We start from the raw sequence: 23,898 nt of genomic DNA on the forward strand, positions 1-23,898 counted from the left end.
TATCATGCAGACCAGCGCCGTCATCCCGGTGCTGGTGATCGACGACGCCGCCACCGCCCGTCAGCTGGCCGAGGCGCTGGTAGCCGGCGGCCTGAAGGTGCTCGAAGTCACCCTCCGCACAGGTGCGGCGATGGAAGCGATCGCCGAGATGAGGAAGGTCCCCGGCGCGATCGTCGGCGCCGGTACCGTCGTCAACGAGGCGCAGGCGCGCGATGTAATCGATGCGGGCGTCGAATTCATCGTCTCGCCCGGTCTGACCGAACGGCTGGCGCGACCGATCCTCGACGCTGGCGTCGCCTATCTGCCGGGCACCGCGACCGCGGGCGACATCATGCGCGGCCTCGACCTCGGCCTGACCCACTTCAAGTTCTTTCCCGCCGAAACCTCGGGCGGGCTGAAGGCGCTGAAGGCACTCGCCGCTCCATTCTACCAGTGCCGCTTCTGCCCCACCGGCGGGATCACCGAAGCCTCCGCGCCCGACTGGCTGGCATTCAAGCCGGTACTCTGCGTCGGTGGCAGCTGGGTGACGGGCGGCTCGATGACCGACGTCGAAGCGAAGGCCCGCGCCGCGTCCGGCCTGCGAGGATAAACTGTCTCTGCAAGCGCAGCGGATCGGCCCGGGACCTCGCAGGATCCCGGGTCACTTCGCTGCGTTCGAACTGACGGACACGTAAGTGATGGTTCGGCTAAATTCGTGCGGCCGCACCGGTCGCCTCAACCGAGCGTGACGAAGCTGTCCATCACCCGCTTGCGCCCGGCGGCTTCGAAATCGATCTCCAGCTTGTTGCCCTCGATTTCCGCGATCTCACCATAGCCGAACTTCTGGTGAAAGACGCGCAAGCCGACCGACAGGTCGCTTCGGCCTTTGTTGCCGATGCTGACCGCGCTCGACCGGCTTTCGACAAGCCGTGTGGGAGCGGTTGTGAAGTTCGAACCCGCTCCCGCAGCACGCTGCCAGCCCGGGCCACGACCGGTGCCACGGCCGACATCGGCGAACGGGTCCGCCCGCTCGCTCCAGTTGGCGCGCCACAGGCTTTCGCCGCCCGACATCGTCGTTTCCGAATCGGTGTGCTCGGGCGGGAGTTCGCCGACGAAGCGGCTGGGAATGCTCGATGTCCACTGCCCGTATATCCGCCGGTTGGACGCATGCAGGATGACCGCGCGGCGCCGCGCCCGGGTGATCGCGACATAGGCGAGGCGGCGTTCCTCCTCCAGGCTCTTCGTCCCGCCTTCGTCCAGCGATCGTTGCGAGGGGAACAGTCCTTCCTCCCAGCCGACGAGGAAGACCGTGTCGTATTCCAGTCCCTTGGCGGCGTGGATCGTCATGATCGTCACCTGCGGGTCCTGCGCGCCGCCTTCCTTGTCCATGACGAGGCTGACGTGTTCGAGGAACGCGCCCAGCGATTCATATTCCTCCATCGCTCGGACGAGCTCGGACAGATTCTCGAGGCGGCCAGACGCCTCGACCGACTTCTCCGCCTGCCACATCGCGGTGTACCCGCTTTCGTCGAGCAGCTGGCGGGCGAGTTCGGCATGGGGCAGGTCGCGTGCCCGGTCGCGCCACCGGGCGATATCCCCGACCAGATTGCCGAGCGCGCGCCGGGCCTGCGGTGTGAGTTCGTCCGTATCCAGAATGCGCGCCGATGCGATCGTCAGCGGCACGCCCTCGATCCGGGCAAGCTGGTGGATCTTGGCCAGCGCCTTGTCGCCGAGCCCACGCTTGGGAACGTTGACGATGCGTTCGAACGCAAGGTCGTCGGACGGCTGGTTGACGATGCGGAGATAGGCGAGGGCATCGCGGATTTCGGCGCGCTCGTAGAAGCGGAAGCCGCCGACGATGCGATAGGGCATGCCGATCGCGATGAAGCGATCCTCGAACTCGCGCGTCTGGTGCTGCGCGCGAACGAGGATGGCGATGTCGTCCAGCGTCTTGCCATTACGCTGGCAGGCCTCGATCTCCTCGCCGACCCGGCGTGCCTCTTCCGGACCATCCCAGACGCCGAGAACGCGGACCTTTTCACCCGTATCGAGTTCGGTCCACAGCGTCTTGCCGAGTCGTCCGCCGTTGTTGGCGATCACGCCCGAGGCGGCACCCAGAATATGCGGGGTCGACCGGTAATTCTGTTCGAGCTTGATGACGGTTGCGCCCGGAAAATCCTTCTCGAACTTCAGGATGTTCTCGACCTGAGCGCCGCGCCACGAGTAGATCGACTGATCGTCGTCGCCGACGCAGGCGATGTTCTTGCGCTGCTGCGCCAGCAGCCGCAGCCACAGATACTGAACGACGTTGGTGTCCTGATACTCGTCCACCATGATGTATTTGAAGCGTTCCTGATACATACGCAGCACGTCGGGATGCGTCTTCAGGATCGTCAGCATGTGAAGCAGCAGGTCGCCGAAATCGCAGGCGTTCAGCGTTTTCAGCCGAGCCTGATATTGCGCATATAATTCGCCGCCACGCCCGTTGGCATAGCGCTCGCTTTCGCCGGCATCGATGTCGGCGGGCACCAGCCCCTTGTTCTTCCAGTCGTCGATCAGGCCCGCGAGGCTACGCGCGGGAAAGCGTTTTTCATCGAGGTCGGCGGCGACGATCAACTGCTTCAGCAAGCGCAACTGGTCGTCGGTGTCGAGGATGGTGAAGTTGGATTGCAGCCCGACCAGTTCCGCATGCCGGCGCAGCATCTTGGCGCCGATAGCGTGAAAGGTGCCGAGCCACGGCATGCCTTCCACCGCATCGCCGACCAGTCGGCCGACGCGTTCGCGCATTTCGCGTGCGGCCTTGTTGGTGAAGGTGACACTCAGGATCTCGGACGGCCACGCCTTGCGGGTAAAGAGCAGATGCGCCAGTCGTGCGGTCAACGCGGCGGTCTTGCCGGTACCGGCGCCGGCCAGCATCAACACCGGGCCTTCGGTGGTCAGCACGGCCTCGCGCTGCGGCGGGTTCAGGCCCTTGAGATAGGGCGGATCTTGCAGGTGGGTGGCGGTATCGGTCACCGGTGAACAGGTAGGGAACGGCGACGATGCGGGCAACCCCGATCCGTACGCGCGCCGATCGAGATCGCTGGAGAACCCGTGAAAAATCGGGGCAGCCGCTTGAGCGACCGCCCCGTAGTTCAGGGAGAGCCGGTCGACAGGGGAGGCGACCGGCGCGTCGCTACCCACAGGGGGAGAGGAGCAGCGACAACCCCTTTCTAGGCGCGGATTGTTGCGAACGGATTTCAAGAATGTTGCCCGCTCCCATTATTTCGCGGTTAGGGTGCGAATATGAGCCAGATCGTCGCACCGTCCGCGTCCCCGCGCCGCATTCTCACCGCCAGTCTGGTCGGCACTGCCGTCGAATTCTACGACTTCTATATCTACGCGACCGCCGCGGCGCTGGTGTTCGGCATGTTGTTCTTCCCGGCGGAGAGCGGGACCGCGCAGCAGATGCTGAGTTACGCCAGTTTCGGCCTCGCCTTCGTCGCGCGGCCGATCGGGGCGATCGTGTTCGGGCATTTCGGCGATCGGGTGGGGCGCAAGTCGACGCTGGTCGCCAGCCTGATGCTGATGGGCGGATCGACCGTCGCGATCGCATTCCTGCCGACCTATGCCTCGGTCGGATGGGTGGCGCCGATGCTGCTGTGCCTGATGCGGCTGGGGCAGGGGCTGGGCCTTGGCGGCGAATGGGGCGGGGCGGCGTTGCTGGCGGTGGAGAATGCGCCGCCGCATCGCCGCAACACCTGGGGGATGTTCCCGCCGCTGGGGGCGCCTGTCGGCTTCATCATGGCGAACGGGCTGTTCCTGATCCTGGGACTGATCCTGAGCGAGGAGCAGTTTCGCGACTGGGGCTGGCGCCTGCCGTTCCTCGTCAGCGCGGTGCTGGTCGCGCTGGGATTGTGGGTGCGGCTGAAGCTGACCGAGACGCCGGTGTTCATCGAGGCGTCGCAGGCGGAGGCACTGCCCAAGGTGCCGATCGCGACCCTGATCCGTCATCACGGTCGTGCGCTGCTGGCGGGGACGGGCGGTGTGGTCGCCTGCTTCGCGCTCTTCTATCTCGCGACGGCGTTCACGCTCGGCTATGGCACCAGGACGCTGGGCTATGGCCGGCAGGCGATGCTGGGTGTCGAACTGGCTGCGATCCTGTTTCTGGCCGCGGGCGTGATCGTCGCGAGCGTGATCGCGGATCGCACGGGTGCGCAACGGATGCTGGTGATCGGCTTCCTCGGCTGTATCGTCGCCGGCGTCCTGATGGGGCCGATGCTGGGCGCGGGATCGCTGTTCGTGATCTTCCTCTGGCTGGCCTTCGCCCTGTTCGTCATGGGGTTCGCTTATGGGCCGCTCGGTGGCTGGCTACCGAGCCTGTTCCCCGCCGGCGTACGCTACACCGGCGTGTCGATGACATTCAATCTGGGGGGCATCATCGGCGGGGCGCTGGCGCCATTGGCGGCGGAGGCGCTGGCACCGCGCGGACTGAATTGGATCGGCTTGTATCTGGTCGGTGCAGGTCTGCTCAGTCTGGGCGGGCTGGCGCTGTTACGCGGACATACGGATCAGAGCTGACGCAGCAGGGTGAGGCGGGCCTTGCCGTGCACGCGGCTCGCATCGACGGTGAACCCTGCGGGCGAGACCTCCTCCGGCTTGGCGGTCTCGAGGCTCACCCACGTCGCCGGACCGATCCAGCCGAGACGAGCAAGCTTGTCGAGGGCGACCAGTCCTGCGCCCGTGCCATAGGGCGGGTCCATCATGATGAGGTCCAGCGGCGCGCTCGCCGGGCCGAGCGCCATCACCGAACCCGCACGCACATCGGCGCGGGTGCCGAGTTTGGCGAGATTGGCCTTCAGCGCATCCAGTGCCGCGCCATCCTGCTCGACGAACAGGCATGACCCCGCACCACGCGACAGTGCCTCGATCCCGAGCGCGCCCGACCCCGCGAACAGATCGGCGACCGCCAGCCCCTCGAAACTGCCGAGCCTGCTGGTCAGCATCGAAAACAGTGCCTCGCGGGTGCGATCGGCGGTCGGGCGGGTCGCGTCACCCTTGGGCGCGACCAGCGGACGGCCGCGCCATTGTCCGGCGATGACCCTCATGGACGGCGACCCCGCGGAGGACGGCCGCCGGGCGTAGCAGGCCGGGGCGCACCACCCGAGGATGGTCCGTCGCGCCGTGGCGGACGTGCACCGGGCTTCGGCGAACGCGGCCCGCCATTTCCGGTCGGGCTGCTACGCGGCGCGTCGCGGTCCGATGGCGTCCGGTCGCGGCGACCGGACGAGGCGGAGCGATCGTCACGCGTCGGGGACCCGTCGCGGTTCGGCCGACCACCCGGTTTCGCCGGACGTGCCGCCACGCCGCTGGCCTCGGCGTCGCTGCGCCGGGGTGCGCGGCGGCCCTGGCCCTCGACGGCAGGTCGTGCGCGGGAGGGCCGCTCCTGCGCCTCGCGCGCGTTCGGCATCGGTTCACCGCGGTCGCGCGATCGGGCGGCGCGATCCGTCGTCGCAGCCTTGCGGAAGCCCGCGCGAGCGACCTCTCCCGTGCGCTCTGGTTCGCGCCGGGGCTTGAAGGTCTCCGGCTTGCGGGCGGGCGTGACGGGTCGGGGCGCCTGCTCGACGCGGGTGCGCGCCCGGGCGCTGCGATCGACCGTCGGTGCCGAGCGGAAGCCGTCGCGTGGTGCCTCGACCACGGGCTCGTCGGGCGCACCGCCCTTCAGCGTGCGGCGGAAGGCGACGACCTCGTGCTGCTTGACCTCGCCGACCCCGCCGACGGGCAGGTCGCCGAGCACGAACGGGCCGTAGCGGGTGCGGATCAACCGGCTGACCTGCAAGCCCAGATATTCGAGCACCCGCCGCACTTCGCGGTTCTTGCCCTCGGTAATCGTGACCTCGATCCAGACGTTCGCACCGGTACGCCGTTCGATATTGGCATCGATCGAGCCGTAGCGCACGCCCTCGATTTCCACACCCTCGGCCAGTTCCTCCAGCTGTTGCTGGGTCACGTTGCCATAGGCGCGCGCGCGATAGCTGCGTTCGACGCCGGTGGAGGGGAGCTCGAGCTGCCGCTTGAAGCCGCCGTCGGTGGTCAGCAACAACAGCCCTTCGGTGTTGAGATCGAGCCGACCGACCGGCACCAGCCTTGGAAGGTCGCGGGGCAGCCGGTCGTAGATCGTCGGCCGCCCCTTGGGATCGCGTTCCGTCACCAGCAGGCCGGTCGGCTTGTGGTACAGGAACAGCCGCGTCGGCTCGGGCAGGGCGACCGGCTGGCCATCGACGGTGACGCCCTGCAGCGACCGGAGAATGGTCGCGGGCGTGTCCAGCACCTTGCCATCGAGCGCGACGCGCCCCTCCTCGATCATGCGTTCGACCTCGCGGCGGCTGGCAACGCCTGCGCGCGCGAGTAGTTTGGCGATACGGTCGCCGGTGCGAGGGTCTGCGGTCTGGGCCATGATGCGCCCATAACGCGCATTCGTCCCCCAGGCGAAAATATTTGCGCCCGATCACGCCGGCACGCGTTATGTGGCGCAGGCGTAACAATCTGGTGACGCCGGGGAGCGGGCTGATGCTGTTCGGGAAGAAGAAGCGCTCGATCGTCCGGCTCCTCGTCGTCGAGGATGAGCCGCTCATCGCCTTCGATACCGAACATCTGCTGACGGAGGCGAATTACCAGATCGTCGCGACGGTGGATCGCGTGGCCCATGCACGCGACGTGCTGCGTTCGGCGGCCGAGGTCGATCTGGTGCTCGTCGATGTCAATCTTGCCGATGGCTCGGGGCTGGATGTCGCGCGTGTCGCCGGCGAACGGGGGGTGCCGGTTCTGTTCGTGACCGGCAATCTGCCGGCGGAAGCCGCCGCGCTGGCGGCTGGATGCCTCGACAAACCGTATCAGCAGCGTGATCTGATCGGCGCGATTGAGGCGATCGAGGCGACGATCGCGGGGCGCAAGCACAAGCGCCTGCCCGCGGGGTTCCGCCTGTTCGGCGTCCCGACCGTCTGACCGTTTCCGAACCGGCTGGTCGCGGCGAAAATTCCCGCTAGTGTCCGGCCGATGTTGACCGGCAGCAATCTGTATTTCCTGATCGTCGCGGCGCTGGCCGTACTCCTGATCGTCGCGATGCGCCGGTCCCCCGCGATCCGCAGCCGACTGGCGCCGCTGGCTCCCTATGCCGAACGTGGGCCGATCGCGGTGTTCTTCATGGGGATTTCATCGGGGCTCGCGTTCACGATGATCGGTGCCACGCTGACCACCCGCCTGAAGCAGGATGGCCTCGACAAGGCGACGATCACGGCGTTCACGCTCGGGTTCCTCGTCTACAATCTGAAGCCCTTATGGGCATGGATGGTCGACGGCGTACGGCTGCCGGTGATCGGTCGTCTGGGGCAGCGGGTATCGTGGATCCTGTTGTCGGGCGTGCTGGTGATGCTGGCGGTGATCAACCTGGCGCTGGTCGATCCGGCCGCCAACCTGCAGGCGACGGTCGTCGCCGCGATCCTGGTCGGTTTCGCCGGTGCGACCTACGACATCGTCATCGACGCGTACCGCATCGAGACGCTGGAGCCCAACCAGATGGGCATCGGGTCCGGCATGACGCAATATGGCTGGAAGATCGGAGCGGTGCTGGCGGGATCGCTGGCGCTGGTGATCGCGGCGCGATCGAACTGGCACGTCGCCTATCTTGCCTGTGTGCTGTTCGCCTTGCCCGCGATGATCGTCGCCGTGTTGCGTGGCGAACCGCAGCGCCGGCGCGCGCCGGTCCGGCGCCGCGGCATGGCGGAACTGGGCGCCTCGATCGTCGGGCCGTTCACCGAATTCTTCCGCAGGCACGGCGCGTGGATCATCCTCGCCTTCATCCTCGTCCACAAGATCGGCGATACGCTGGGGCAGCAGGCGTTGCGTCTGCTGCTCGACGATCTGGGTTTCAGCAACGACGAGATCGCGCTGTACGACGTGGTGATCGGTTTCTGGGCATTCTGGGTGGGGCTGGCGATCGGCGGTGTGCTGTATGCGCGGCTTGGGCTGAAACATTCGGTCCTGCTCAGCCTCGTGCTGATGATGCTGTCCAACGCCAGCTTCGCGCTGCTCGCCGCGGCGGGGCACAGCAATATCGGGCTGGCGGCGGCGATGGCGTTCGAAAATATGTCGAGCGGCATCGGCGGGGTGACCGTCATCGCCTATTTCTCCGCGCTCTGCGACCTCCGCTTTACCGCCGCGCAATATGCGCTGATCTCTGCGGCGGCGAGCATCGTCGGGCGCGTGCTGACCGCGACGACGACGGGGCGGCTGGTCGACAACTTCGGCTATGTGAACTTCTATTGGGGCACCACCGTCGCCGCCTTGCCCGGCGTGCTGCTATTCTGGTGGATGAGCCGTTCCGGACTGGTCGACCGGTCGATCGGCACCGCAGGGGTCGCTGGCGACGGCGACGTGCGCGCGGACGACCCGCAAGCCTGATCGGTCAGGCGCAGATCGGTCGGCCATCGTCGGCGAAGGCGGTGGCGAGGACGGCTGCGCTCGCCAGCACGCCATCGACGCGCCGCACGCCGAGCAGGTCGCCGAGCAGCAGCCGCGCCGCGTCCGGTGCCGTCTCCACCCGCGACAGGATGGTCAGCATCGTCCGTTCCGCGGCGGTCATCCGCGGGCAGCAACATGGCGCGATAGCGATCGTGTCCGCCGCAGTCCCCGCCAGCTCCGCCATCAGCGCACGCATCAAGACGAGCGGCCGGCGGAAATCCTGGCCGAACGCCGTGAACATCGCATGGCTGGCACGCGCATCATGCAGGCCGTGCGCCCCCATCCGCCGAAGCGCGAACAGCGCGATCCGGGCATTCGGACAAGCCGGCAGCGCATGGGGAAGGGCGGCGATCGTAGTGGTGAGGTCGGTCATGATGGCGACTCCTGTGTTCGCCGCCGACATTCTATCCTCCGCTATTGCAAGTCAATCTCAATAATCACTCAGTCCGGTGCCTCGCCGTTCAAGGCGAGCGCTTCACCGGCAAGGTATAGCGAACCGGCGATCAACACGACGGTGTCGGCATCGGTATTGGCATCGGATACCGCCCGGGCAACGGCTTGCGGCAGGTCGTCCGCCGGTTCGCCGGCGATCCCGAGGCCTGTCGCGATCCGCCGCAGGTGAGCGGGGGGATGGCAGGCGTGATGGGGCACCGGCACGGCGATCATCCGCGATACCGCCGGGGCGAGCAGACGCAGGACGCCGGCCGCATCCTTGTTGGCAAGCATGCCGAGAACGAGCACGACCGGACGCCCATCCGCAATGTGGCGCAACGCGCGCGCCACGGGCTGCGCGGCGGAGGGATTGTGGGCACCGTCGAGCCACAGCTCGCATCCCGGCGGCAGCAGGTCGCGGAGCGGTCCTCGATTCAGCCGCTGCATCCGCGCGGGCCAGCGCGCCCAATCCGCAGCGGCACGCAATGCTGCCTCACCCATCGGCACCGCGTCCTGATGGCGCAGCATGGCGATAGCGAGCGCCAGATTGCGTGACTGATGCGCCCCGACCAGCCGGGGCCGGTGCGTGGTCACGGCGAATTTGGCGTCGCGATAGCGCAACGTGCCCCGGTCCGCCTCGCTCCACCACATCGCATTGCGTGCGATCACCGGCGCGCCCGCCTGTGCGGCGATATCGGCGATGCGGTCTCGACTGGGTGCCGGGTAATTCATCGTGACCAGCGGGACGCCGCGCTTGGCGATCCCGGCCTTCTCGCCGGCGATATCGACGATGCGGTTCCCCAGGAACGCTTCGTGATCCATCCCCAGCGCCGCGATCCCGGTTACCGCCGGCCGGGGCAGGACGTTGGTGGCATCCAGCCGTCCGCCGAGACCGACCTCGACGATCGTCGCTGCGGCGGGCGTCCGCGCGAAGGCGAGGAAGGCTGCGGCCGTCGTGATCTCGAAGAAGCTCGCACCGATCCCATCGCTGTGGTCGAGCACCTCCTCCAGCAGCGCCGCCAGCGAGGGATCGTCGATCAGCCGCCCGGCGATCCGGATACGTTCGTTGAAGCGGACGAGATGCGGACTCGAAAAGACGTGGACGTCGTGACCCGCCGCCTCCAGTGCCGCGCGAAGGAAGGCGCAGGTCGAACCCTTGCCGTTGGTCCCCGCGACGTGGAACACCGGCGGCAGTGCGTGGTGCGGGTCGCCCAGCCGCGCCAGCAGCTGCGTGATCCGTTCTAGTCCAAGCACGTCGGCGCCCGGCGACAGCGACCACAATCGGTCCAGCTGCGCCTGCACGGCGGCGTCGGAGGAGGTGGCGTGGTCTGGCATGTCCTCAGTCCGCTCGGTCTCGGCGCGCAACTGCACCGAACCCTCGTGTCGTCATGTCCGCGCGGCCGGAAATCGCTAGTGGCTGACGTGCCGGTATCATCGCGAACATCGTGGCTATGCGTCCCCGCCTGCGCGAGGACGGCGTCAGGCCGCCTTCGCCGCGGTCAGATAGCCGATCACCGTCGCCAGCCGGTCGCGCAGCTGCTTGCGATGCACCACCATGTCGAGCATGCCGTGATCGAGCAAATATTCCGCGCGCTGGAATCCCTCGGGCAGCTTTTCGCGGATCGTGCTCTCGATAACCCGCTGTCCAGCGAAGCCGATCAGCGCACCCGGCTCGGAAATCTGCACGTCGCCGAGCATCGCATAGCTTGCGGTAACGCCACCGGTCGTCGGATCGGTCAGCACGACGACATAGGGCAGACCGGCATCGTGCAGCATCTGGATCGCCACCGTGCTGCGCGGCATCTGCATCAGGCTGAGGATACCTTCCTGCATGCGTGCGCCGCCCGCAGCGGTGAAGATGACGTACGGCGCCTTGTCCTTGATCGCCGCCTCGACACCGCGAACGAAGGCTTCGCCGACCGCGAGGCCCATCGATCCACCCATGAAGGCGAAGTCCTGCACGCCCATGACGACGCGATGGCCCAGGATCGTACCGCGCGCGTTGATCAGCGCGTCCTGTTCCTGCGCCGATGTGCGTGCTGCCTTCAGACGGTCGGTGTAGCGCTTGGAATCCCGGAACTTGAGCGGATCCTCGGGAACCTTGGGGACCGGCAGTTCCGCGCAGCTGCCCTCATCGAGGATCTGGGCGAAGCGCTGCTTCGGGCCGATCCGTTCGTGGTGGTCGCATTTGGGGCAGACGTACAGATTCTCTTCCAGCTCGCGCGCGAAGATCATCTGACCGCAGCCCTTGCACTTGTGCCAGAGATTCTCGTCCGACGATTCGCGCTTGGCGACGAACGGCAGGGCGTTGCGGACGTTGCTGATCCAGCTCATGAAAGCGCCTTTCGCGTGGAGGCGAGCGCCTCGCTCAAGGATTGTACATAGGTCCGCACGGCGGCTGGTGCATCCGCGCCATGCGTTGCGACCAGCTCGACGATCGCGGAGCCGACGACGACACCGTTGGCGACCTTGCCGATCGCCGCGGCCTGTTCGGGGGTACGGACACCGAAGCCGACCGCGATCGGCAGGTCGGTCGATGCTTTCAGCCGGGCGACGGCCTGGTCGATCGATCCCTGCGCCGCCTGTTGCAAACCGGTGATACCGGCGACCGAGACGTAATAGAGGAAGCCGGAGGCACCATACAGCACCTGCGGCAGGCGCGCCGCATCGGTCGTCGGCGTAGCGAGACGGATCGGATCGATGCCGCGTGCGCGTAGCTCGGGGCCCAGCGCGTCGTCCTCTTCGGGCGGGATGTCGACGCAGATGACGCCGTCGACGCCGGCAGCGGCAGCCGCCTCGGCGAACCAGCCGGGGCCGCGACGCAGCATCGGATTGGCATAGCCCATCAGCACCAGTGGTACGTCGGGATGACGCTCTCGAAAGGCGGTCGCGATCTTCAGGATATCCGCCGTACGGGTCCCGGCGGCAAGGCTGCGGATGTTGGCCGCCTGGATCGCCGGACCGTCGGCCATCGGATCGGTGAAAGGCATGCCGAGTTCGATGACGTCGGCGCCGCCGTCGACCAGCGCGTCGAGGATCGCCCCGGTAGCCTCCGGCGTCGGATCGCCAGCGGTGACGAAGGTCACCAGCGCCGGGCGCCGCTCTGCGAAGGCACGTGCCAGCCGCGCGCTCATATCGCCACGCCCAGCGCTTCGGCGACGGTGAAGATATCCTTGTCGCCGCGACCGCACAGATTGGCGAGGATGATCTGGTCGTCGCGCATCGTCCGCGCGCGTGTCGTCACCGCCGCGATGGCATGCGCCGGTTCCAGCGCGGGAATGATCCCCTCGGTCCGGCACAGCAACTGGAAGGCGTCGAGCGCCTGCGTGTCCGTGGCGTTGGTGTATTCGACGCGGCCGATATCGCGCAGCCATGCGTGTTCCGGCCCGATGCCGGGATAATCGAGCCCGGCGGAGATCGAATGCCCTTCGGCGATCTGGCCGTCCTCGTCCTGCAATAAATAGGTCTTGTTACCATGAAGCACCCCGGGGAAGCCGCCCGCCAGGCTGGCGGCATGTTCGCTGCCTTCAAGGCCATGGCCAGCGGCCTCGACGCCAAGCATCCCCACTTCGGGGTCGTCGAGGAAGGGGTGGAACAGGCCGATCGCGTTCGATCCGCCGCCGATCGCCGCAACCAGCAGGTCGGGCAGGAGACCGGTGCGGGCGAGCATTTGCGCGCGGGCTTCGCGGCCGATGATGCTCTGGAAGTCGCGGACCATTTCCGGATAGGGGTGAGGGCCGGCGGCGGTGCCGATGATGTAGAAGGTGTCGTGGACGTTCGCGACCCAGTCGCGCAGGCCCTCGTTCATCGCATCCGACAGCGTCTGCGCGCCGCTGGTGACCGGGCGTACTTCGGCGCCGAGCAGCTTCATCCGGAACACGTTGGGCTGCTGACGGACGACGTCTTTCGCACCCATGTAGATTACGCAGGGCAGGCCGAAGCGTGCGCAGACCGCGGCGGTAGCGACGCCATGCTGGCCCGCGCCCGTCTCGGCGATGATCCGCGTCTTGCCCATGCGGATTGCGAGCAGGATCTGGCCGATGCAATTGTTGATCTTGTGCGCGCCGGTGTGGTTCAGCTCGTCGCGCTTGAACCAGACCTGAGCACCCATGCCCGCGTCTGCGCCTTCGCGTATAGCAGCGCTCAGACGCTCCGCATGGTAGAGCGGGCTCGGACGGCCGACGTAATGCTCCATCAGGTCGTCAAACTGAGCGGCGAACGCAGGATCGGCCTTGGCGGCGCGATACTCCCGCTCCAGATCGAGGATCAGCGGCATCAGCGTTTCGGCGACGTAGCGGCCGCCGAACGCGCCGAAATGGCCGCGATCGTCCGGCTGGGCCCTGAAGGAATTGGGGGCGGGGGTGGAGGCTGTCATGGCTGCGTCGCTTTAAGGAAGGCGGCGATCTTGTCCACATCCTTGACCCCCGGCGCGCTCTCTACGCCCGAGGATACGTCGACGAGATCGGCACGGGTGCGGGCGATGGCCGCAGCGACGTTCGTCGGGTCGAGGCCGCCCGACAACGCCCAGGGCAGCGGATGACGAAAATCGTCGAGTAGCGACCAGTCGAATCGCAGCCCCATGCCACCGGGCAATCGGGCGTCGTCGGGCGTCTTTGCATCGTAGAGGATACGGTCAGCCGCCCCGACAAAGGATCGTGCGGCATCGAGATCGAGGCGGGTCTTGACCGCGACGGCTGCCCATATGGCGCGGGCGGTGCGCGCACGGATCGCCGCAGCGCGGTCCGGCGATACCTTGTGCAGTTGCAACACGTCGAGCCGGCCGCTGACGAGGGCACGTTCGATGCTTTCGTCGTCCGGATCGACGAACACGCCGACCCGGCCGACATGATCGGGAATGCGGGCCGTCAGTTGCTCGGCTTGGGCGAAACCCAGGTGGCGCGGTGACGGAGGAAAGAACACCAGCCCGATGTGCGTCGCACCATGGCGCAACGCCGCATCGATGGTGGCGGGTGTCGACAGGCCGCAGATTTTGGTTGTGACGGACATGGCAGTCTAATCGACCTTCGAGGCAGGGAATGCGGCAGTTGAGGGAGCTGAGAACTTGAAAGGCAACGTCCGGATGTCGTCATCATGCATTGCCTGTGTGACACCAAATGACGGCCGCGCGATCATGGTGACGAAGAACGAAGCATGATCACAAGGCCGTACAGGAACGCTGGTGTGCAGGACAGAGGCGATGATTCGATACGATGCGGGCTTCTTAAGTCCGTCCCGCGCACCCCGAACGCTCCATATCCCTTCTCCGGAAAGAGTGATCGGTTGCCTGTGGCTGGCGTTACAGCGTTGCGCCGATTGCACGGGCGGCCGCGTCGGGATCGTCGGCCTGGGTGATCGGCCGGCCGATCACCAGGATCGAGGCACCCGCATCCAGCGCGGCGCGAGGGGTGACGACGCGCTTCTGATCCCCGACAGGGCCGTCTGCGGGACGCACGCCGGGCACGACGAAGAACCCCTTGGGCCATGCCGCACGGGCGGCAGCGACTTCCGCACCGGAGCAGACGATGCCGTCGATTCCCGCCTCGCGCGCCAGCTCGGTCAGCCTCAGCACCTGATCGTGGGCCGTGCCGGTGACGCCGGTCGCCGTCAGATCGGCATGGTCGAGGCTGGTCAGCATCGTGACTGCGATGACCTTCGTATGCGGGGATGCCGCGGCCTTGGCATCCTCCAGCATCGCGCGACCGCCGCTGGCGTGAACCGTCAGGATCGCCGGTTCGATCGGGCTGAGCGCCTGAACCGCTTTCGCCACCGTATTCGGAATGTCGTGCAGCTTCAGATCGAGGAAGATCGGCAGGCCCAGTTCCGCCATCTCGCGGACGCCATGCTGACCATGCGCGCAGAAGAATTCCAGCCCCAGCTTCAGCCCGCCGATATGCGCACGCGTGCGTGCCGCGATCGCTTTTGCCCGGGCGATGTCGGGGGTGTCGATGGCAACGTAGATCGGGCTCATGCCAGCCGTTCCTCGACCACGATCGGTGTCTCCACCGTCACGACCGACGGCGCGGCGGGCGCTGCTGCCAGCGCGCGGCTGTCCGCCAGCATTCGCTCACAGGTAGCGAGTCGCTGTCGCAGCCGCCAGCGGACCGTACCAAGGTACAAATAGGTCGGCAGCAAGCCGATCAGGAACGTCACCAACAGCAGCAGCGGCAGATTAACGTCCGCGATCAGGCCGCTCCACAAATTGATCTGGATGATCTTCCAATTGCCATAGGTGAACAGCGCCGCGATGAAGGCGAGGAGGAACCAGAACAGGATTTTTAGGAACTGCATGCGACACTCCTGAGGGAAGGGGAGGGTAGCGGCGGGCAGCGGCGATGACCAGCCTCGGACGCGCGGATCCGGTGTCAGCCCACTTCCCGGCGAAGGCTTGCGATCAGCGAAGGGATTGCGGTCAGTCGCGGCTCCTCTTCGTCGAGGATGGCGTGGAAGGCGGCGCGCTTGATCGCCGCAACCCGGCCCGCCTTCATCCGCACGCTGGCCGGCAACGTCGAAACGCAGATGTCGATCATCCGCTCGGCGCCGTGCAGGCGTCCCCACAGATAATCGTTCTCGCGATAGGCGCGGCTGAAGAATGCGCCGAAGCTGTTGAACTGGATACCCTTCAACGTCGCTTCCGCACCCCCCGACCGGATCGAGGTCGCGTCGTCGGGTGCGATCCGATCGACCTTGATCGGATCGAACTCATCGAGCCCCTCGCCCTGCAACAGCGGCAGCGTGGCAGCATCGAAATACGGGAAGCCGAGATATGTGAGCAGCAACGCCCTTCGCACGCCCTTGTCCAGCGTGGCAAAGGCGTCGGCGAGCCGCTGGTCGGTTTCCGCATCCAGCGAGGAGAGATCGAGCGCCTCGCGGAGCGCATCGAGCAACAGTCCCGCCTCGTTGCTCCGTAAGCGCCGCACCTGCTGCCGCAACTGCGGATGGCTGTCGGCCCGCTGTCGATCGAGATAGGCGGCGAGCGAGGCATAGATCGCCTCACGCATCGGCGTCGTCTCCACGTTATCGGCCTCGATCTCGCCCAGTCGTCGCGCCATCAGTCGCAGCCGGCGGATGCGGAAACCGATGTCGAAGGTCCGCAGGAAGTCGATCGTCGCCGCGCTTTCCTTCCCGGAAAAGGACGGCGCGACCCCACCGAATCCGCGCTCGTCGATCGCGCCCTCGATCGCGGTTCGGATGCGGCGCCAGCGCTGCTGGCCGAGTTCGCCGCCGACCTGATACAACAGCGCCGCGATCGCCTGCACGACGCCGCTCAGCTTCAGATGACCATAAGCGGCATAGCTGTAGCCAGAGCGTGTCGCCGCCGCGGTCTGGGCGCGCCGTCGCCAGCCGATCAGCCGAGCCGGCGTCGGCCGGTCGAGGAACAGGGTATGGCCGAACAGGTGTTCGATCTCCTCCTCGACCGCCGGGCGCAGGGCGGTGACGATCCCCTGCATCCGGTGGATCCGCGCCGATCGTTCGGCGATGGCGTCGAGATTGTCGCGAATCGGTTGCTGTCGCGGCAGGTCGCTGAGCGCGCCGAGAATGGTCTGGAAGAAGCCGGGCTTCTCGCCGCCGGAACCCAGCCGGATCTTGATGCCCGGCGACGGGTCGATGTAAACGAAACGCCGATCAATCTCGCGCCGTGCGGGACGTTCCTTCAGCGCGTCGATTGCCGGCCGGAACGGCGCGTTGGCAAGCACCGATCCATCGATAAGCACCGCATTCTCGACCTGATTTGCCGCGAACTGCCGGGGAAGCGCACGCTTCAGAAAGGCCGTCCGCTCCGGCCACGCGATGCCGCGGTTCGCAAGGACGCCGTCGAGTTCGCCGACGGTGAAGGGGGGAAACGCGCCGGGAAAACTGGAAGTGGCGCGCGCGGCAAAGGCGAGATCGGGTATCGCCCCTATCGTCCCGTTCGTGGCGTGATCCGAGAACGCGAGGACGAGCCGGTGTTCGGTTTCCAGCACTTCGGGCGGCGAGTTGAGACGGAGCCGTTCGGGGTGGCCCGTGAAATCGGTGACGGTGACGAACAGGTCGAGTGGCTGGCCGTCGGGAAGCAGTCGAGGTCCGACCTCGCTGTCCGCCATTGCCGCAAACGCGTCGAGGAGCAGACCGGTGAAAGTGGCGCCGCCGAAGGGTGGTTCGAACCAGCGCGAGCGGACGAAATGCGACAGCTTCGTGCGTACCTCGTCGCGGGTAGCCTCGTCCAAGGCTTCGACCGTGTCGGCACTCCGCCCAGCCGCCACCCATGCGAGCGGCAAGGCCCACATCTTGGAAAAGCGGCTCGCCGGTGCCGCATCCGAATCGATCAGCGCCTCGACGTCCGCCGACGTCAGCCACAGGTCGGTCAGCGGCTCGAGACTTTGTCCGGTGGTGATCGCCTGCGCCAGAAAGATGCCGTTGATTCCGCCCGCGGACGCGCCCGCGACGATATCGGCCAGCACACGCAGCTTCAGGTCGGCGAGCCCCTCGATCTCCTCGATCAGCGCGCGGTACACGCCCTGGCTGCCCTTGGTCGCCGGTTCGCCGGCATGATAAGCACGGCTCGCGCGGACCAGCCGCCACACTTCCTTGGTGATGCCGTGCATATAGACCGCTAGGCTGATGCCGCCGTAACAGACGAGCGCGAGGCGTAGCTCCTTTTCACGCATCAATCGGCGTATCCCGGCGCAGTCATGCCGGCGCCAGCATGGCCCATATCGGCAGATGGTCTGATGTCTTGCGTGCCGCCGGGCTGGCGTGCACGCCGCAGTCTTCTACCGTCAGTTCGCGCGACACCATGATACGATCCAGCCTACCGACCGGACGGCGGGAGTGGAAGCTGGGACCGGTCGTTGCGACGGCATAGTCGCGAGCGAAATCGCGCAGGCACCCGGCGGCAGCGGTCCATTCGTTCAGGTCGCCCATCAGCACCGTCGGTCGGCGGTGGGTCGATGCATCGACGTGGGCCATGATCGCCGCGGCCTGGCGTCGGCGCCACAGTCCCGACAGGTCGAGGTGCATGCCGACGACGCGAACGATGCCGGCGTCGGTCCTGATATCCGCCATCACCGCACCGCGCGGTTCGAGCGAGGGCAGATGGATCGCCTCGCGATCGACCACCTGTGCCGATTTGCGAACGAGGATGACATTGCCGTGCCATCCCATCGACAGTGCGCGCATACCGAACTCCACCGGCTTCCAGTCGCTGTGCTCGTCGAGCAGGTGTAGCGGCAGCACCGATTCGCGCGTGCCGAACCGGCGGTCCGCCTCCTGCAACGCGATCACATCGGCGTCGATCTCGCGCAGCACCTCGAGCACGCGCTCGGGATTGCGGCGGCGATCGAGGCCGATGCCCTTGTGGATATTATAGCTGGCGACCTTCAGGGGACGAGAAACCATTGCGCAAGCGTAACGCCGACAGGCTCAATTGGTGCCGTCACTCAATCGGCAAGCATCGCATGAAGCGCCGGGGTGATATGCTGGGCAGGCAAGCCGTCGATCATCGTGACGATCTGTGCGGCGATGCCGTATCGCGCGGCCAGCCGAGCGCCCTCGTCGGCGCCGGTCACGGTGAGCGCGGTCGCCCAGATATCGGCGTCCAGCGTCGTGTCGGCGATGACGCTGGCGGAAACGACGTGATGCGACGCCGGATAGCCGGTTCGTGGATCGATGGTATGCGCGCCGCGCCGGTAGTCGCCCGATGTCGCTACCGAGAGACCGTGCAGTGCGATCCGCAACGGCTGAACCGAGAGCCCCGGCGGCACTTCCAGATCGACCCACCACGGTTCGCCATCGGGACGTATGCCCCGACCCGCGAATTCACCGCCGATCTCGATCAGGCTGTGGACCACGCCGATGCCTTCCAGCCAGTCGGCGAGGGCATCGACCGCAAACCCCTTGGCGCTGCCGGACAGGTCGAGCGACAGGCCGCCCGGCTGGCGTAGTCGCCGGTCGCCGGCCGTATAGGTCAGCCGTTCCCAGCCGGACGTCGCCAGCGAGCTCAGGATCGCGCCGGCGGAAGGCGGCAGGTCCTGCGCATCGACAGGTGTCGCGCCATATCCCCAAAGATCGACCAGCCTGCCGATGGTCGGATCATACGCACCCCCGGTAATGGCCGCGATCGAAAGACCGCGAGCGACCACCGTCGCAAAATCCGGCGGCAACGTCGTCCATTGCCCCGGCGGTGCCCGATTGAACCGGGACAGCAGCGAGTCGTCCGACCAGTGACTCATCTGGGCAACGATCGATTCCAGCCGGGCCGCGATCCCGGTTCGTATGGGGTCGACGGAGCAGGGCCGTGGAACGACCGCCAGTACGTTCCACCGCGTTCCCATCGTCTCGCCGCCGAACACCGACACCGGCATCGACGGATCGCAGGCGGCCACGGCCGCCGGCGATATGCGTGGAGGAAGCGCGATCCTCACCGGCGTCGTATCACGGCGTCAGCACTTCCAGCGTGGTGACATAGCTCATCCGCCGCTCCGTCGCGCGAGGGGTCGCCGCCTTCGCATCGGTGGCGGTCGCATTGAGCCAGTACATGCCCGCGGTGGGCCAGGTCACCGTCAGCACGCCATCCGCGCCGGTGGTGAGGTCCATCGCGCCTTCGTCGTTGCGGTAGCGCTTACCACCGGGGATCACCGTGACCTTCAGGTTGGGTGCGGGTTTGCCGTCGATCAGGAAGCGGAACTTCGCCGCTTCGCCCGCGACGAGTTCGTCGGGGTGGGTGACGGGTGCGAACTCAAGGCCCTTGCCGCTCGTCTTGAAGACGGTGGTGGTCGGTGCACCGGCGGTCAGGAACACTTCATTGCGCGACGATACTTCAATCAGCTTCACGTCGGTCGCGTTGGCGGGGACGTCGGCGACGGTCAGCGGTGCCGGCTGGCCGGGACGCGGTCCGCCACGGCCGCCGACGCGCTTCTCGACACCGTCGACTTTGAAGCTGCCCATTACCGTCGCCATCTGCGTGCCGACCTTCCACGTACCGGGCTTGTCTAGCTCGACGTCGAACACCGAACGATAGCGACCGGTCGCGCCGTTCTGCAACTTCCCCTCCGACCCGTCGGGCTGCCACACCTTGACGCCGTCGAGGCGCAGCGGCTGATGATCGAAGAAGAACAGGTCGTTCGATACCGCGGCGTCAATCGTGACCCAGCTGTCGGTGCCGGAGAAGACGGTGCCCGACGGCAGCATCCACATGCGGTGCGCGGATAGCATCGCCGGCACGGAGATCAGCGCGGCGGCGGCGAGAAGGCGGATGGCGACTGGCTTCATGATCGCGGGTTCCTTAGCGAGCGGACAGAGTGATGGCGCCGAGTTCGGACTTGCCGGCAGCGCGCGCATTGGCGGTGGGGACAGTCAGCGGCAGCGTCACCAGTTCGCGCCCACCGGTCTCCCGCGCGGCCTCGACGTTGAGTACATAGGCGCCGGGCTTGATATTGTCGGGCAGCTTCACCGCATACTGCCCCGGTGCGCGGGTTGCACCGCTGACGCCGTCGGCGGGAACGGTCATCGATCGTCCACCCTTGCGCCACCATGCGCGCAGGTCGGCGAGATACTTCGTCCCCGCGTCCTTGCCGGTCTTTTTGGTCTCGTACCATAACGCGACGGTGCGGGCGCTGCCGCCGCCGACCGGCTCAAGCCAGATCGCGACATAGGGACGATGATATTCCGCTACGGTCTGGCGCGGGATCGTGACCGTGACGGTCGCTGCGGTCGCGGGCGCGGCGATCACGCCGCCGAGCAGGACGAAGGTCGAAGTGCGCATGTTGGCGTGTGCCCCTGTTAGTGGATGAAGATCAGGATGAGGACGACCGGAATGACGACGCCGGCGGCGACGATCGGCCATGTCGTCGGCCGATGCCGGGCGTGCAGTTGCAACAGTAGAAGCCCGGTCAGTGTGAACAGGATGCAGGCGCCCGCGAAGATATCGAGGAACCAGCTCCACGCGCCGCCGGAATTGCGACCTTTATGCAGATCGTTGAGATAGGCGATCCAGCCGCGGCTGGTAACTTCGGATGTAATCGCGCCGGTCGTCCGGTCGATGCTGACCCACGCATCGCCGCCCGGCCGTGCCAGCGCGACATAGACGTCGGTGTCGGACCATTCGGCGGGTTTGCCTGCGGGATCGAGGCCGACCGCATCTTCCACCGCAGCAGCGACCAACGCGGGCAGCGCCGCATCGGTCGCGGCGGGCGCGCGCAGCGTGCGGAGCAGGGGCGTAGGGAGCGTCCCGGCCTTGTCCGTCACGACGGGGTCGGCGCCGATCGTCGCAGCGTGGTTCAGGGTGATGCCGGTCGCCGCGAACAGCAGCATGCCGACGAGCGAGATCGCCGCGCTCATCCAATGCCACGTGTGCAATTGCCTGAGCCACCAGCCACGCCATTTGCTTTTCGGCTTGCGGGCGGACGGTCTGGCATTCGGACGCTGGACGGTTTCTGACTGGTTCACGCATATCGCCTACCGGGGATCGCGCGCGGTTTCAATATTGATGCGAATGATTATCATCAGCATGAGAGTCGGTGATGCCGAAGCGCCGGATCGTCAATTTGCGGATCGGCGTCGTCTGCGGCATGACGCACGTCCGTTCCGGTTTCGGGTGTTGGATGCACTCGATCCAGTCCATGTGAGGTAGCGGTGCGTACGATTGACAGTGAACCGTTCCTGCAGGGCGGCGGCGAGCTCGCCGAGCGGATCGCGATGCTGGATTGGGGGCGTACGCCGATCGGCCCGATCCTTGGCTGGCCGGCCGCGATGAAGACGACGCTGGCCTTCGTGCTGCGATCGCCGGTGCCGATCGTCACCCTATGGGGCGATCGCGGCGTGATGATCTACAACGACGCCTACCGCAGCTTCGCCGGTGGCCGCCATCCCGTGATCCTCGGCACCAACGTGCTGGAGGGCTGGCACGAGGTCGCCGCATTCAACGCCAACGTCATGCAGCGCGTGTATCGCGAAGGCGGCACCCTGTCGTACAAGGATCAGGAACTGACGCTGATCCGCGACGGAACGCCGCGGCAATTGTGGACGGACCTCGAATATTCGCCCGCCTTCGATGATCGGGGTGAGGCCATCGGCGTGGTGGCGGTGGTGATCGAGACGACGCAGAAGGTGCTCGCAAGCCGCCAGCTGGAGGACGATCGCAACCGGCTGTGGTCCTTGTCGCGCGACCTGTTGCTGGTGTGCACGTTCGACGGCACGATCACGGCGGTCAATCCCAGCGCGACACGCATGCTCGGCTGGGCGGAGGACGAGATGGTCGGATGTTCGCTGTCCGATTTTCTTCATGCCGACGATCTGGCCGCGACAGCGAGCGAGGTGGGCAAGCTGAGCGACGGCATCACGACGCTTGCGTTCGAGAACCGCTATCGAACCAGCAAGGGCGACTACCGTCTTCTCGCGTGGACCGCGGTGCCGGACCACGGCCGTATTCACGCCATCGGCCGCGATATCACCGACGAACGGCGACTGGCGCGCGACCGCGAGCGTATCTGGAACCTCTCGCCGGTGTTCAAGGTGGTGACCGATCGCAGCGGGCAGGTGACCGACGTCAATCCCGCCTGGACCAGCGCGCTGGGCTGGACGCGCGAGGAAACACTGGGTCGGCGGACCACGGAGTTTATGGTCGATGACGAGACCGACTGGAACAGGCGCGTCCGGACGCTGCGGGCAGGTACGCCCCTGCACGATTATCGCACGACCCTGCGCTGCAAGGACGGCGGGCACCGGCTGATCGCCTGGACGACAGTGCCGGAAGGCGAGACCTTCTACGGCTTCGGCCGCGATGTGACTGCCGAAGCGGAGGCGGAGGCCGCGCTGGCCGAGACAGAGGCGGCGCTGCGCCAGTCGCAGAAGATGGAGGCCGTCGGTCAGCTGACCGGCGGCATCGCGCACGACTTCAACAATCTGTTGCAGGGGATCACCGGCAGCCTCGAGATCGTCCAGCGGCGGGTCGCGCAGGGGCGGACGAACGAACTCGAACGGTTCATCGACGGCGCGTCGACCGCGGCGGGGCGGGCCGCTGCGCTGACCCATCGCCTGCTTGCCTTCTCCCGTCGGCAGCCGCTCGATCCCCGGCCGGTGCACGCCAACACGCTGGCGGCGTCGATGGAGGATTTGCTGCGCCGGACCATCGGCGAGCGAATCACGTTGAACATGGTTCTCGCCGGTGGCCTGTGGACGACGCGGTGCGATCCCAACCAGCTCGAAAGCGCGGTGCTCAATCTCGCCATCAACGCCCGCGACGCGATGCCGGACGGCGGCACGCTGACGATCGAGACCTGCAACGCATACCTCGACCGCGCCTATGTCGCCCGTCAGCGTGGCGTGAGAGCGGGTCATTACGTATGCATCTGCGTGACCGACACCGGCACCGGGATGGATGCGGATACGGCCGCCAAGGCCTTCGAGCCGTTTTTCACCACCAAGCCGATCGGGCAGGGTACCGGGCTGGGCCTGTCCATGATCTATGGCTTCGCCCAGCAATCTGAAGGCTATGCCAAGATCTACAGCGAGGTCGGCTTGGGCACGACGTTCAAGCTCTACCTGCCGCGTTATCGTGGTACGGTGGATGACGACGACGCGCTTCCGTCGATCACCGAAGCGCATCATGCCGACGACGGCGAAATCGTGCTCGTCGTCGAGGACGATCCGGTGGTGCGTGGTCTCGTCGTCGAGGAACTTGCCGAACTGGGCTATGGCGCGCTCGAGGCAGCGGATGGCCCGGAAGGGCTGGAGGTGTTGCAAACCCGGCGGCGAATCGATCTGCTGGTCACCGACATCGGCCTGCCGGGCTTGAACGGGCGCCAGATGGTCGACGCGGCACGGGATGCGCGGCCGGACCTCAAGGTGCTGTTCATGACCGGCTATGCCGAAAACGCGGCGCTGGCGTCGGGCTTCCTCGAACCGGGCATGGCGATGATCACCAAGCCGTTTGCGATGGAGGCGCTCGCCGCCCGTATCCGGTCGATGCTGGAGGGGCAGGGATAACTTCCGCCAAAACGTGGTGCCGGTTGC

At 66.6% G+C, this 23,898-nt stretch carries 22 protein-coding genes; 5 read left to right on the plus strand and 17 right to left on the minus strand.

Going from position 1 to position 23,898, the window contains the following annotated elements:
* Positions 1-4 precede the first annotated feature (4 nt).
* Positions 5-589 (plus strand): bifunctional 4-hydroxy-2-oxoglutarate aldolase/2-dehydro-3-deoxy-phosphogluconate aldolase, encoded by a 585-nt coding sequence (gene eda / locus LRA87_RS07335; protein ID WP_230630590.1) that lies wholly within the window; start codon positions 5-7, stop codon positions 587-589.
* A gap of 125 nt (positions 590-714) precedes the next feature.
* Here eda and LRA87_RS07340 read toward each other — a convergent pair whose 3' ends face one another.
* Positions 715-2,994, minus strand: coding sequence for an ATP-dependent helicase (locus tag LRA87_RS07340; protein WP_230630592.1), 2,280 nt, complete (start codon positions 2,992-2,994; stop codon positions 715-717).
* 270 nt (positions 2,995-3,264) lie between these two features.
* On the opposite strand from LRA87_RS07340, the gene LRA87_RS07345 reads away from it, so the two are divergent.
* Entirely contained in the window at positions 3,265-4,539 is a 1,275-nt protein-coding gene (locus tag LRA87_RS07345) for an MFS transporter (protein WP_230630594.1), read from the plus strand.
* Here the strand turns inward: LRA87_RS07345 and rsmD are convergent.
* Positions 4,530-5,066, minus strand: coding sequence for a 16S rRNA (guanine(966)-N(2))-methyltransferase RsmD (rsmD, locus tag LRA87_RS07350; protein WP_230630596.1), 537 nt, complete (start codon positions 5,064-5,066; stop codon positions 4,530-4,532). The genes LRA87_RS07345 and rsmD overlap by 10 nt on opposite strands.
* Complete coding sequence (locus LRA87_RS07355) at positions 5,063-6,415, minus strand: pseudouridine synthase (protein WP_230630597.1); 1,353 nt, start codon at positions 6,413-6,415, stop codon at positions 5,063-5,065. The genes rsmD and LRA87_RS07355 overlap by 4 nt, the downstream gene beginning before the upstream one ends.
* Positions 6,416-6,528: 113 nt before the next feature.
* On the opposite strand from LRA87_RS07355, the gene LRA87_RS07360 reads away from it, so the two are divergent.
* Both LRA87_RS07360 and LRA87_RS07365 read left to right on the plus strand, forming a co-directional pair.
* Positions 6,529-6,963 carry a response regulator gene (locus LRA87_RS07360; protein WP_230631183.1) on the plus strand — a complete coding sequence of 145 codons (435 nt, stop codon included), beginning with the start codon at positions 6,529-6,531 and terminating at the stop codon, positions 6,961-6,963.
* 51 nt (positions 6,964-7,014) lie between these two features.
* On the plus strand, positions 7,015-8,418 hold the full coding sequence (locus LRA87_RS07365) for an AmpG family muropeptide MFS transporter (protein WP_443024850.1): 1,404 nt from the start codon (positions 7,015-7,017) through the stop codon (positions 8,416-8,418).
* A 4-nt stretch (positions 8,419-8,422) separates the two neighbouring features.
* Here the strand turns inward: LRA87_RS07365 and LRA87_RS07370 are convergent, their stop codons facing one another.
* From LRA87_RS07370 to LRA87_RS07435, 14 genes are all read right to left on the minus strand, one after another.
* Entirely contained in the window at positions 8,423-8,851 is a 429-nt protein-coding gene (locus LRA87_RS07370; protein WP_230630599.1) for a DUF6628 family protein, read from the minus strand.
* 68 nt (positions 8,852-8,919) lie between these two features.
* A complete protein-coding gene (locus LRA87_RS07375; RefSeq protein WP_230630601.1) occupies positions 8,920-10,245 on the minus strand; it encodes a bifunctional folylpolyglutamate synthase/dihydrofolate synthase in 1,326 nt (441 codons plus the stop codon).
* 144 nt (positions 10,246-10,389) lie between these two features.
* A complete protein-coding gene (gene accD / locus LRA87_RS07380) occupies positions 10,390-11,244 on the minus strand; it encodes an acetyl-CoA carboxylase, carboxyltransferase subunit beta (RefSeq protein WP_230630603.1) in 855 nt (284 codons plus the stop codon).
* Positions 11,241-12,044 (minus strand): tryptophan synthase subunit alpha, encoded by an 804-nt coding sequence (gene trpA / locus LRA87_RS07385; protein ID WP_230630605.1) that lies wholly within the window; start codon positions 12,042-12,044, stop codon positions 11,241-11,243. Before trpA ends, accD begins: the two co-directional genes overlap by 4 nt.
* Complete coding sequence (trpB, locus tag LRA87_RS07390; RefSeq protein WP_230630607.1) at positions 12,041-13,285, minus strand: tryptophan synthase subunit beta; 1,245 nt, start codon at positions 13,283-13,285, stop codon at positions 12,041-12,043. The genes trpA and trpB overlap by 4 nt, the downstream gene beginning before the upstream one ends.
* Positions 13,282-13,917: a phosphoribosylanthranilate isomerase gene (locus LRA87_RS07395; protein ID WP_230630609.1), complete on the minus strand. Its 636-nt coding sequence runs from the start codon at positions 13,915-13,917 to the stop codon at positions 13,282-13,284. The genes trpB and LRA87_RS07395 overlap by 4 nt, the downstream gene beginning before the upstream one ends.
* Before the next feature lie 289 nt (positions 13,918-14,206).
* Positions 14,207-14,878, minus strand: a complete 672-nt coding sequence (pyrF, locus tag LRA87_RS07400; RefSeq protein WP_230630611.1) for an orotidine-5'-phosphate decarboxylase — start codon at positions 14,876-14,878, stop codon at positions 14,207-14,209.
* A complete protein-coding gene (locus LRA87_RS07405; RefSeq protein ID WP_230630613.1) occupies positions 14,875-15,198 on the minus strand; it encodes a lipopolysaccharide assembly protein LapA domain-containing protein in 324 nt (107 codons plus the stop codon). The genes pyrF and LRA87_RS07405 overlap by 4 nt, the downstream gene beginning before the upstream one ends.
* Positions 15,199-15,272: 74 nt before the next feature.
* Complete coding sequence (locus LRA87_RS07410; protein ID WP_230630615.1) at positions 15,273-17,555, minus strand: patatin-like protein; 2,283 nt, start codon at positions 17,553-17,555, stop codon at positions 15,273-15,275.
* Positions 17,556-17,577: 22 nt separating this feature from the next.
* Positions 17,578-18,285: an endonuclease/exonuclease/phosphatase family protein gene (locus tag LRA87_RS07415; protein WP_230630617.1), complete on the minus strand. Its 708-nt coding sequence runs from the start codon at positions 18,283-18,285 to the stop codon at positions 17,578-17,580.
* 41 nt (positions 18,286-18,326) lie between these two features.
* Entirely contained in the window at positions 18,327-19,271 is a 945-nt protein-coding gene (locus tag LRA87_RS07420) for an FAD:protein FMN transferase (protein WP_230630619.1), read from the minus strand.
* A 49-nt stretch (positions 19,272-19,320) separates the two neighbouring features.
* A complete protein-coding gene (locus LRA87_RS07425) occupies positions 19,321-20,157 on the minus strand; it encodes a DUF4198 domain-containing protein (protein WP_230630621.1) in 837 nt (278 codons plus the stop codon).
* A gap of 13 nt (positions 20,158-20,170) precedes the next feature.
* Entirely contained in the window at positions 20,171-20,650 is a 480-nt protein-coding gene (locus tag LRA87_RS07430; RefSeq protein WP_230630623.1) for a DUF2271 domain-containing protein, read from the minus strand.
* Between the two features lie 17 nt (positions 20,651-20,667).
* Complete coding sequence (locus LRA87_RS07435; protein ID WP_230630625.1) at positions 20,668-21,333, minus strand: PepSY-associated TM helix domain-containing protein; 666 nt, start codon at positions 21,331-21,333, stop codon at positions 20,668-20,670.
* A gap of 249 nt (positions 21,334-21,582) precedes the next feature.
* Here LRA87_RS07435 and LRA87_RS07440 point away from each other — a divergent pair, with 249 nt between their 5' ends.
* Positions 21,583-23,871, plus strand: coding sequence for a PAS domain S-box protein (locus LRA87_RS07440; protein ID WP_230631185.1), 2,289 nt, complete (start codon positions 21,583-21,585; stop codon positions 23,869-23,871).
* Positions 23,872-23,898 lie beyond the last annotated feature (27 nt).

This window comes from Sphingomonas sp. Leaf37 (genome assembly GCF_920939475.1).
GTDB lineage: Bacteria > Pseudomonadota > Alphaproteobacteria > Sphingomonadales > Sphingomonadaceae > Sphingomonas.